The organism is Paludibacterium paludis (assembly GCF_018802605.1).
In the GTDB taxonomy this organism is placed as follows: Bacteria; Pseudomonadota; Gammaproteobacteria; order Burkholderiales; family Chromobacteriaceae; genus Paludibacterium; species Paludibacterium paludis.
The window spans coordinates 3,042,624-3,052,854 of record NZ_CP069161.1 but is presented as its reverse complement, the minus strand read 5'-3'; the positions used below and the strand labels follow the sequence as shown (position 1 = coordinate 3,052,854).

11 protein-coding genes and 1 tRNA gene are annotated in these 10,231 nt (G+C 66.0%); 8 read left to right on the top strand and 4 right to left on the bottom strand.

The features are described from left to right. The first annotated feature begins 50 nt into the window (after positions 1-50). Both JNO50_RS13925 and JNO50_RS13920 read left to right on the top strand, forming a co-directional pair. Positions 51-437 carry a DUF2306 domain-containing protein gene (locus tag JNO50_RS13925; protein ID WP_189530635.1) on the top strand — a complete coding sequence of 129 codons (387 nt, stop codon included), beginning with the start codon at positions 51-53 and terminating at the stop codon, positions 435-437. An 81-nt stretch (positions 438-518) separates the two neighbouring features. Beyond that, entirely contained in the window at positions 519-1,868 is a 1,350-nt protein-coding gene (locus JNO50_RS13920; RefSeq protein WP_189530637.1) for an esterase-like activity of phytase family protein, read from the top strand. Positions 1,869-1,888: 20 nt separating this feature from the next. Here the strand turns inward: JNO50_RS13920 and JNO50_RS13915 are convergent, their stop codons facing one another. Next, the gene (locus tag JNO50_RS13915) at positions 1,889-2,995 is read right to left on the bottom strand and encodes an S-methyl thiohydantoin desulfurase family protein (RefSeq protein ID WP_189530639.1); all 1,107 of its coding nucleotides are present in this window, start codon (positions 2,993-2,995) and stop codon (positions 1,889-1,891) included. Between the two features lie 81 nt (positions 2,996-3,076). On the opposite strand from JNO50_RS13915, the gene JNO50_RS13910 reads away from it, so the two are divergent. The 5 genes from JNO50_RS13910 (at position 3,077) to JNO50_RS13890 (ending at position 7,264) form a co-directional block, all read left to right on the top strand. Beyond that, complete coding sequence (locus JNO50_RS13910; RefSeq protein ID WP_189530641.1) at positions 3,077-4,129, top strand: sensor domain-containing diguanylate cyclase; 1,053 nt, start codon at positions 3,077-3,079, stop codon at positions 4,127-4,129. Between the two features lie 118 nt (positions 4,130-4,247). After that, the gene (locus JNO50_RS13905) at positions 4,248-4,757 is read left to right on the top strand and encodes a PadR family transcriptional regulator (RefSeq protein WP_189530643.1); all 510 of its coding nucleotides are present in this window, start codon (positions 4,248-4,250) and stop codon (positions 4,755-4,757) included. Continuing rightward, positions 4,757-5,569, top strand: coding sequence for a siderophore-interacting protein (locus JNO50_RS13900; RefSeq protein ID WP_189530645.1), 813 nt, complete (start codon positions 4,757-4,759; stop codon positions 5,567-5,569). Before JNO50_RS13905 ends, JNO50_RS13900 begins: the two co-directional genes overlap by 1 nt. A gap of 26 nt (positions 5,570-5,595) precedes the next feature. Beyond that, positions 5,596-6,342 (top strand): sulfite exporter TauE/SafE family protein, encoded by a 747-nt coding sequence (locus JNO50_RS13895; RefSeq protein ID WP_189530647.1) that lies wholly within the window; start codon positions 5,596-5,598, stop codon positions 6,340-6,342. A 1-nt stretch (position 6,343) separates the two neighbouring features. Further along, complete coding sequence (locus JNO50_RS13890; protein WP_189530649.1) at positions 6,344-7,264, top strand: LysR family transcriptional regulator; 921 nt, start codon at positions 6,344-6,346, stop codon at positions 7,262-7,264. Position 7,265: 1 nt separating this feature from the next. On the opposite strand, the gene JNO50_RS13885 is transcribed toward JNO50_RS13890, so the two are convergent. Both JNO50_RS13885 and JNO50_RS13880 read right to left on the bottom strand, forming a co-directional pair. Further along, positions 7,266-7,832 carry a phosphatase PAP2 family protein gene (locus JNO50_RS13885; protein WP_189530651.1) on the bottom strand — a complete coding sequence of 189 codons (567 nt, stop codon included), beginning with the start codon at positions 7,830-7,832 and terminating at the stop codon, positions 7,266-7,268. Further along, entirely contained in the window at positions 7,826-9,226 is a 1,401-nt protein-coding gene (locus JNO50_RS13880) for an L-serine ammonia-lyase (protein WP_189530653.1), read from the bottom strand. The genes JNO50_RS13885 and JNO50_RS13880 overlap by 7 nt, the downstream gene beginning before the upstream one ends. Before the next feature lie 130 nt (positions 9,227-9,356). On the opposite strand from JNO50_RS13880, the gene JNO50_RS13875 reads away from it, so the two are divergent. Then, positions 9,357-9,443 (top strand) — tRNA-Leu (locus JNO50_RS13875). Positions 9,444-9,984: 541 nt separating this feature from the next. Here the strand turns inward: JNO50_RS13875 and JNO50_RS13870 are convergent. After that, on the bottom strand, positions 9,985-10,176 hold the full coding sequence (locus tag JNO50_RS13870) for a hypothetical protein (protein ID WP_189530655.1): 192 nt from the start codon (positions 10,174-10,176) through the stop codon (positions 9,985-9,987). Between the last annotated feature and the right edge of the window lie 55 nt (positions 10,177-10,231).

Here is a 10,231-nt window from a genome sequence, read left to right as displayed (position 1 = left end):
TGAATGACTAGCCGGCCCGCTCCCCGGGCCGGTCCGACAGGATGCCGGCCATGACCTATCTGCAGTTAGCCTACGTTCATCTCGCCACCATTCTGCCGGCCATGGCGCTGGGCACGGGCCTGCTGTTCCTGAAAAAGGGCACCGGCGGCCATCGCCTGGCCGGACGCGCCTACATGGCGTTGATGGCCGCGACCTCGCTGATTACCCTGGCGATGCCGGCCCGGGTCGGTCCGCGGATAGCCGGGCCGTTCGGGTTCATCCATATCCTGAGCGCGGTGACGCTTGTCGCCGTGGCCGTCGCCTGGCGCGCCGCGCGGCGCCGGGATATCCGGCTGCACCGGCGCATCATGGTCCGGCTGTACATCGGCGCGTTCGTCCTGGCCGGCGGCTTCACCCTGATGCCGGGCCGCCTGATGCATGAATGGCTGTTCGGCTAGTGGCGGAGCCCCCCGCGCGTGACGCATGCTGTCGTGTCATCCCGGTTCCTTGTCCTTTGTCGATTGCGGAGATTCCCGAACATGGCAAAACGCCCGTTTACCGTTCTGTGCTTCCTGATGCTCGCGGCCGTGTCCCCGCTGCGCGCCGAAGTCGTCCTGCTCGCGCACGCCACCGTGCCGGGCACGGCGACGGATCTGTCCGGCCTGTCATCCCCGCTGGAAAGCGGCCAGAAGGGCAACCTGCTCGGCGGTTTCGGTTCGGCGCTCGCCTTCGCCGGCGGCTCGACCTTCCTCGCCGTGCCCGATCGCGGTCCGAACGCGGTGCCGTGGAATCCGGCCCTCGACGACACAACATCGTTCATTCCGCGTTTCCACACCTTCCGCCTCGCGCTGCAGGCCAAACCGGACGGCGCCTTGCCGTTCACGCTCAAGCCGGCGCTCGTGTCGACCACGCTGCTGTCCAGCCGCACTCCGCTGGTGTACGGAAGCGGTTCGGGGCTTGGCGCCAGTGCTGGCGCGCCGGCCCGTAACGACCCGGCCGCCGGGCGTTACTATTTCTCCGGCCGTTCGGACAACGCCGTGGCGGGGCGCGGTTCGGCCGATCCGGCCAACGCGCGGCTCGATCCGGAAGGCGCCAGGGTCTCGCGCGACGGCAAAAGCGTGTTCATCTCCGACGAATACGGCCCGTACGTGTACCAGTTCGACCGCAAGAGCGGCGCCCGCCTGAAAACCTTCGCGCTGCCGGCCTATTTCGCCGCCGCGACGCCCGCGCCGACCGGCGAGGGCGAAGCCTCGCTCAACGACGCCGGACGGGTGCCCAACCGCGGCATGGAGGGGCTGGCGATCACCCCGGACGGCGCGACGCTGATCGGCATCATGCAAAGCCCGCTGACCCAGGACGGCGGCAAGAAGGGCGTCGGCAACCGCATCGTCACCATTGACATCGCCAGCGGCAAGACCCGTGAATACGTCTACCCGATGGCGTCGCGCAAGAACGGCGTCAGCGAGATCGTCGCGATCAACGACCATCAGTTCCTGGTCGACGAGCGCGATGGCGCGGAAGGGGAGGAGGCGGTGTTCAAGCGCCTGGTGGCGATCGATCTGAGCGGCGCGACGGATGTCGGCGGCCAGGCCCGCCTGCCCGAGTCGGGCTGGGTGCCGGTCGTCAAGATCAACCCGGTATTCCTCGATCTGCTCGATCCGCGCTTCGGCCTCGCGGGCAAGGCTTTTCCCGGCAAGATCGAGGGGCTCGCGTTCGGCGAGGACGTAAGTGTCCGGAAAAAAGACGGAACGGCGCGGCGGATGCACACGCTCTACATCGCCAGCGATAATGATTTTCTGGAAGGGAAGCCGAGCCACGTTTACGTGTTCGGCTTCACCGACGCGGATTTGCCGGGCTTCGTGCCGCAGCGGATCGCCCCGTTTCACTGAGGGCGATCCGTCCCGCGCTGTCAGTCCAGCCGCGGCGCCTGGCCGAAGAAGCCGATGCCGGCCAGTTCCTTGGCGAAGCGGGCGGCCAGCAGCGGCGTTCTGAGGATCGGCGCGGCCGGAATGCCCAGCAGGTGGAGGCGGGTGCCGGCGGTAAGGCCGCGCAGGTCGGTGTTGGACAGCGGCGTACCGTCCTCGGCGAGCCAGGCGAGCGTGTCCGGCGCGGCGGCCAGCGGCGCATCGCTGTCCGAACGCCAGGCCAGCAGGTTTTCGTTGACGGCGCTGACCGTCACAACATGGCCGTCATCATCGGTCAGTACGATGGTGTAGCCGTCGAACCCGCCGCCTTCGTGGCTGGAGAACGCCGTGAGGGTGCCGCAGGAAAGACGGACAAGCTGGCCGTCGAGCACGGCGTTGACCGCTTCGACCGGATCGTCGCCGGCGGCCCGGGCTTCGCGCAGCGCCGCGCCGACCGCGATGGCGCGGGTGACCGTGCCGTCGACCGAGGCGCCGGGCAACTGGCCGGCGGTCATCAGCCAGGTGGAGAACGCGCCTTCCTGCTCGAAGGCCTGGGTGGTCAGCAGCGCGCGCACCACACTGTCCGCTTGCGGCGCGGTGCGCGTTTCGATCACCGCGGTGGCCTGCTGTTCGTCCGTGACCGGCTGGTTGGCCAGGGTCAGCACGGTCGGCTCGGTGGCGAGGTTGTAGGCGGCGAGGCTCAGGGTCGGCAGCGCGCGCCCGGAGCTGTCCACGTCCACCAGCGGCAGGCCGAGCTGGGCGGCGACAAGCGCCGCGATGATGCTGTTCATCGCGCCGGTTTCGCCGGGCAGCACCGCGCCGAGCGTGGTGCCGGACACGGCCTGCAGCTTGAGGAAGGCGTCTTTGGGGGCGCTGCTGAACGACGGGCCGTGCGTGGCGGCGTCCGGCGCGCCGATGCCGGCGACCACCGCGCAGGGCAGTTCGGGGTCGAGGCTGTCGTACGGCACCAGCGTGACGCCGTCGTACTCCTTGACGATCAGATCGATGAGCGGGCGGGCGCCGCTCATCGGGCCGCCCCCGCCCCCGCCAAGGAAGCAGGCGCCATTGAGCAGGTCGTTCAGCGCGGTGCGGTCGAGAAATGTATTTGCCATGATTTTTCTTTCAAATGATATGTTTGTGCCATAATTGCGTACAGAATAACTGCTTTGACGGCCCAAGAATACCCAATTTCCATGAAAATCCTTCGCAACGCTCAGCGGCCGCTGGTTAATGCTTTAAGACGACGCTACGCCATTTTCGATGGGCTCTGGCAGCGTTTCCCCGACAACATCTTTTTGATCCGTTGCGGGGATGCGGGGCGGTTTTATGTCGAGGCCATCAACCCGCCTCTCGAGGCGATGTTCGGCATGACCAGCGAAGAAGCGTGCGGCAAACCGATCGAAGAGGTGGTGCCCGCGGACTACCTGCCGGCGGTGCTGGCGCGCTACCAGGAGTGCGTGGCCAGCCGGGCTCCGCTGTCGTACGAGGAGATCGGCGCGGCGGATCAGGCCAATCCGCAGTACTGGCTGACCATCATGGTGCCGGCCGTCGACGGCCAGGGCCGGGTGGAATACATTCTGGGCATTTCCCGCGATATCACGCTGATCCGCCAGGCCGAGGAAACCCTGCGCCAGGCCAACGAAGTGCTGGAAAAGCGCGTGGCGGAGCGCACCGCCGCGCTCGAGGCCGCCAACCAGCGCCTGCGCGAGCTGGCGATCCACGACGGGCTGACCGGCCTGTACAACCGCCGGCATTTTTTCGAGCTGGCCGAGCATGCCTTCCGGCAGACCCTGCGCAGCGGCTTCGACCTGTCGGTGGTGATGGTCGACCTGGACAGCTTCAAGCGTATCAACGACAGCCTCGGGCACGCGGCCGGGGACCTCGTGCTGCGGGAAATCGCCGGGGTGTTCCGGCTGGTGATGCGCGAGTCCGACATCGTCGGCCGCTATGGCGGCGAAGAGTTCGCCGTGCTGATGAGCAGCGCCGGCGCGCAGGAAGCCTGCCGTCTGGCCGAGCGCCTGCAAAACGCCGTCGCCGACTCGCGGATCCAGTGGCGCGATACCGCCATCCAGTGCACCCTGAGCGCCGGCGTGGCTCAATACAGCCCGCAGTGCGACGCCTCGCTGGACGCGCTGATCGAGCGCGCGGATGTCGCGTTGTTCGAAGCCAAGTCGCGCGGCAGGAACTGCATCGTCGTCAGCCGTCCGGATACCTCTCTCTGCTCTTCCCGCGAACTGTTCTCCTGAACGGGGACCGGTTGCGTCGCCTCCGAGGGGCGCGTCTCGCCGGTTGATAGCGATTTTCATTTGACTCCGGGTTAGTTTGCGATATATCGTTATCGTGACAATCCACCGGATCCCGTCCATGTCGTCACCCCGTGTTTCACCGGCCGCGTCCGCCCGTCTTCTTGGCCGGGGCGAGATGCCCGTGCTGCTCATGAGTCTTTTGGCCGCCGCGCCGCAACATGGTTACGAGCTGATCCGCGCCATCGAAGCGCTGAGCGACGGCACCTACTGCCCGAGCGCCGGTTCCGTCTACCCGGTTCTGGCGCGCCTGGGCCGGGACGGTCTGATCCGTTCGCAGCCCGGCGCCGCGGCGCGCAAGTGTTTCGCCGCCACCGACGCCGGACTCGCCTGGCTCGCCGGGCGCGAGGCGGAGCTCGCCGGCGTTCGCGCGAAGCTCGCGTCCCTCGCGCGCGCGAAAGTCCGGGCGCAATTGCCCGCCGAGGTCGGCGAGGCGATGGAGGCGCTCAAGGCCGCGTTGTTCGCCCTGCGCGGCCGCTGGGGCGAGGAGCAGGCGCGCCGGGTGTCCGGCGAAATCCTGCGCGCCGCGCGCGCCGTGGCGGCCGATCCCTTTTCCGAGGAGTCTTGTTGATGAGTCCTGTCATTCATCCCGCCGTGCGCCGTGTGCGCCATCCCCTGCATTTTCGTCTTCTCGAGGTGCGCCGCGTGACGCGCCTGTCGCCCTTGATGGTGCGCGTGACCCTGGGCGGCGAGGCGCTGCGCGGCTTCGTTTCCGAGTCGTTCGACGATCACGTGAAAGTGATCTTCCCGCCGCCGGGCGCGTCCGTTCCGGTGATGCCGGTGCCCGGCCCGGACGGCGTGGCCTTCCCCGAAGGCGTGGAGCGCGGGCCGATGCGCGACTACACGCCGCGGCGCTTCGACGCCGGCGCGCTGGAGCTCGATATCGATTTCGTGCTGCACGGCGACGGGCCGGGGTCGACCTTCGCCGCCACCGCCCGTCCCGGGGACGCGATCGGCATCGCCGGCCCCAAAGGATCCTTCGTGATTCCCGACGCCTTCGACTGGCAACTCCTGGTGGGCGACGCCACGGCGCTGCCGGCGATCGCCCGGCGCCTCGAGGAGTCGCCGCCGGGCACCCGCATCATCGCTTTCATCGAAGTGGCCGGCCCCGAAGAAGAGCAGGCGCTGGTCACGCATGACGGGGCCGAGGTGCGCTGGGTGCGCCAGAGCGAAGAAGGGCACAGTGTGGCGCTGCTGGAGGCGGTGCGCGCGTTCACGCTGCCGGAGGGCGAGGGCTATGTCTGGGCGGCCGGCGAATTCCACCTGATCCGCGAGTTGCGCGAATGCCTTGTGGACGGAAAGGGGCTGCCGCGCCATTGCCTGCGCGCGGCGAGCTACTGGCGCGCCGACGAGGGCGACGACAGCGAGGACGACGAGGCGTGACACACGCCGCCTGACTGGAGACCGCCATGACGGATCCTTTAGCGCTTGCCTGGGTCGCCCTCGCCGGCCTCTATGCCGGGGCGCAGAACGCGCTGGCCGGCGGCGGCTCGTTCATCACTTTTCCGGCGCTGCTGCTCGCGGGGCTCGATCCCTTGTCGGCGAACATCACCTCGACCGTGGCGCTGTTCCCTTCGCAGGTGACCTCGGCGCTGGCCGGGCGGCGCCTGGTGTCCGGGGTGGGGCGCTTGCGCTTCTGGCAGTTGTTCCTGATCAGCGTGGCAGGCGGTGCCGTCGGCGCCGGGCTTTTGCTGCACACGCCGGTGGCGACGTTTTCGTTTCTGGTGCCGTGGTTCGTGTTGTTCGCGACGCTGGTGTTCGCCTGGGGCAGCTTCCTGCGCAAGGGCGGGCAAGCGGCGAAGCCTCTGCCCTTGCCGCTGCTGGTCGCGGCGCAGTCGGGCATCGCGGTGTACGGCGGTTATTTCGGCGGGGGCATCGGCATCCTGATGCTCGCGGCCCTGACGCTGGCGGGCCAGCCGGTCCGCCAGGCCAATGCCGGCAAGAATGTGCTGGCCATGGCGATGAATGCGTCCGCGGTGGCGGTTTTCGTGGCATCATCCCGGGTGGTATGGCCCGCGGCGCTGGCCCTGGGCGCCGGCGGCATCGCCGGAGGCCTGCTCGGCGCCTGGCTGATGCACCGTCTGCCCGAATCGCTGATGCGCGGTTTTGTGGTGTGTGTCGGCCTCGTGCTGACCCTCTGGCTGTTTATTCGCTGATATGTCCGTTTCCCTTCGCCACATCGAGATTTTCTGGGCGGTGATGACCGCCGGCAGCGTCACCGAGGCGGCGCGCCTGCTCGCGACCTCGCAACCGACGGTGAGCCGGGAGCTCGCCCGTTTCGAGACCCTGACCGGGCTCGTGCTGTTCGAGCGCGCGCGCGGACGCCTGGTGCCGACGCGCCAGGCGCTGATGCTGTTCGACGAGGTGCGGCGCTCCTATTTCGGTCTGGAGCGCATCGTCAACGCCGCCGAAGCCCTGCGCCAGTTCGACCAGGGGCAGATTTCCATGGTGTGCCAGCCGGGTCTCGCCCAGACCCTGATGCCGTCGGTGTGCCGGCGTTTTCTGGCGCGCTACCCCGGCGTGTCGCTGAGCCTCATTCCGCAGGATCCGCCGCTGCTGGACGAATGGCTCGCGGCGCAGCGCCACGACCTGGGGCTGACCGAGGGCGGGATCGATCCACGCGGCACGCGCGTCGAGACGGTGCTGACCACCGAAGAGGTGTGCGTGCTGCCCGAGGGGCATCCGCTGGCGGCCAAACGGGTGCTCGATCCCGCCGATTTTTCCGGACTCGACTGCATTTACCTCGCCGAATCGGATCCGTACCGCCAACAGGTGGACGAGGTGTTCCACGAACATGGCGTGACGCGCCGGCCGGTGGTGGAAACGCACAGTTCGGCGGCTCTGTGCGAGATGGTGATCGAAGGGGTCGGCGCGGCGATCGTCAACGCGGTGACGGCGCTCGGCTACCGGGGCCGGGGGCTGGCGATGCGGCGTTTCCGCGTCGCCATTCCCTATACGGTGGCGCTGGCGCTGCCGTTGTACCGGCCTCCGTCGCAAAGCGTGGACCGTTTCGTCGATGTGCTCAAGGAGCGCTGCGGCGAGGTCGAGGCCGAGCTCGCGGCGGCGCTGGGAGAGTAGGCTACAGCACCCGCGCGAGCTCGAGGGAGAGGCGTCCGATGATGCCTTGCGTCGGCGCGGGCACGAAATGCACGAAGTACCAGAGTGTCACGAGTCCCGCGAGCGCCCGGCAGGCGACCGGCAGACCCGTCCAGGCGGGCAGGGCGCGGCGCGCGGCGGCGAGGCTGACCGCGTAGCCGAGCGCGAGGCCCCCGGCCACTTCGCTGGGGGTGTGGGCGTGCACTTCCAGGCGCGAGATACCGACGAGAAACGCCAGCGCCATCCCCAGCGCGAACATCTGCGCCCGAATTCCGCGCGGCGCGAGGCCCGCCGCCAGAAGCGGCAGGATGGCCGCGGCCATCTGGCTGTGGCCGCTGAAGCCCCGGAACGCCAGTGAGTCGATACCGATTCCCCAGCCCAGATAGAGGATCTTGCTGACCACCGTGACGGACATCGCGAGGATCAGATAGAGCGGCCAGCGCCATTCGCGCCGGGCGAGGAGGCCCAGCGCGATCACCAGACCGGTGCGCAGCATCACGGACGAATCGCCGAGGCGGCTGAGCCACGGCCAGATTTCGGCGCTCAGCATTCGACGATGTTGACCGGCAGTTCGACGACGTTGATGGCGAGGCCGCCGCGGGCGGTTTCCTTGTACTTGCTGTTCATGTCGCGGCCGGTGTCGCGCATGGTCTTGATCACCCGGTCGAGCGACACGAAGTGGTGGCCGTCGCCGCGCAGCGCCATGCGCACGGCGTTGATCGCCTTGATCGAGGCCATCGCGTTGCGCTCGATGCACGGCACCTGAACGAGGCCGCCCACTGGGTCGCAGGTGAGGCCGAGGTTATGCTCCATGGCGATTTCCGCGGCGTTCTCCACTTGCTCGGGGGTGCCGCCCATGACTTCGGCGAGGGCGCCCGCCGCCATCGAACAGGCCGAGCCGACTTCGCCCTGGCAGCCGACTTCGGCGCCGGAGATCGAGGCGTTGAGCTTGAACAGGATGCCGATGGCGCCGGCGGTGAGCAAGAAGCGCACGATGCCGTCTTCGCCGGCGTTGGGCACGAAGCGGGCGTAGTAGTGCATCACGGCCGGCACGATGCCCGCCGCGCCGTTGGTCGGGGCGGTGACCACGCGGCCGCCGGCGGCGTTTTCTTCATTGACGGCGAGGGCGTACAGGTTGACCCAGTCCATCACGGTCAGGGGGTCGCGCAGCGCGGCTTCCGGCGACGCCATCAATTTGCGGTGCAGGTCCGCGGCGCGCCGGCGCACCTTCATGCCGCCGGGCAGGATGCCTTCGCGTTCGCAGCCGCGTTTCACGCAGTCCTGCATCACCTGCCAGATACGCAGCAGTTCGCGGCGGATTTCCTCTTCGCTGCGCCAGGCCAGTTCGTTTTCCAGCATGATCTGGCTGATCGGCTTGCCGTAGCGCTGGCACAGCGCCAGCAGTTCGGCCGCCGAGGTGAAGGGATGTTTCAGTTCGGTGGCGCCCGGCGGGGCGAAGCCCGCCTCCACGGCCGCCTCGTCGACAACGAAACCGCCGCCGACCGAATAGTAGGCGCGCTGGGACAGCGACTCGCCGTCGGCGCCGAACGCCTCGAAGATCATTCCGTTGGGGTGGTAGGGCAGGCTCTTGCGCTTGTGCATCACCAGGTGCTCGGCCTCGGTGAAGGCGATCTCGTGCCGGCCGATGAGGCTTAGGCGGCCCGACGCGCGGATCGCCTCGAGCATGCGCGGCACTTCGTCGGTGTCGACCACATCGGGCAGTTCGCCCTGCAGGCCCAGCAGCACCGCGACATCGGAGCCGTGCCCCTTGCCGGTCGCGCCAAGCGAGCCGAACAGCTCGGCCCGCACGGCAACCGTCGCGGCGAGCAGGCCATCCTTCTCGAGCCGTGCGACGAACTGGCGGGCGGCGCGCATCGGGCCCACCGTGTGGGAGCTGGAAGGGCCGATGCCTATCTTGAACAAATCGAAAACACTGATAGCCATGATGTCTCACTCTGTTGTTGTGCTGGCACTGTAAGTAACAGGGATAGACACTGTCAATTTTTCAGAGTTCGCCGATCTTGCTAAGGCGCCGCCTAACACATTAGAATGCTGGGCTCACTCCCAGAATCCTGCCCGGGTGGTGAAATTGGTAGACACAGCAGACTTAAAATCTGCCGCTTGCAAAGGCGTACCGGTTCGATTCCGGTTCCGGGCACCACAGACCCTCCGGGGCGTTCCGGAAAGTAGACAAGACCCGCACAGCATAAAGCTTTGCGGGTTTTTGTTCTATTACGTTATCTGGCCGTATCTAAAAGGTTTCAAGTCCGAAAATTCATTCCTCTTCAATTCAGCGCTGTTTGTTCACTCTTCCTCGAGCGTACTGTCAATCATTACCCTGATCGTTCACTTGGGCTTCACGAGATCTTCGGTACAAGCCACATACAAAACTATGCCAAGGCGGCGGCTGTTGAGTAAGCACTTCTCTCTGTAATGTCAATAATAGTTGCGAGCTGCGAAAATTTAATGGAACCCTTATCTTTGACTAGTGTTTGTCGCCCAGTAGGGTGTGGCTGGCTATTGGTCCCGGTCCTAACAGCGCGGTAATTATCATCGGAATGCTTTTGGAAATGTGTCGAGCTGCAATACGTTGAAAATTGCTTGTCCAAGGGATTGGTAACCGTAAGGATTTATTACGCATCGGTACTGTAATGCCAGCCGGGAGCCAAATATAGTAATGAATAATATTGCTTGATATTTGCTTACAGCTTTACGTACCGCCAAGTCTTCAGACCAAGCATTTTAGCATAGATTTTGGCTGTTTCTTTGTCAGCCAGCAGTGGTACTTTCATCAGATCTAGATTATTGATAAGTTCGAAACCTTTTTTTGTGTCTGTAATGTCGTACACATACCAGCGAACAATTTTCTCCGTGGTGGCCAAAATAAAGCTCATAAATATTCCAATTGTTAAAGTGAGAAAATATACATGGTAATGAAAGTAAATGTCT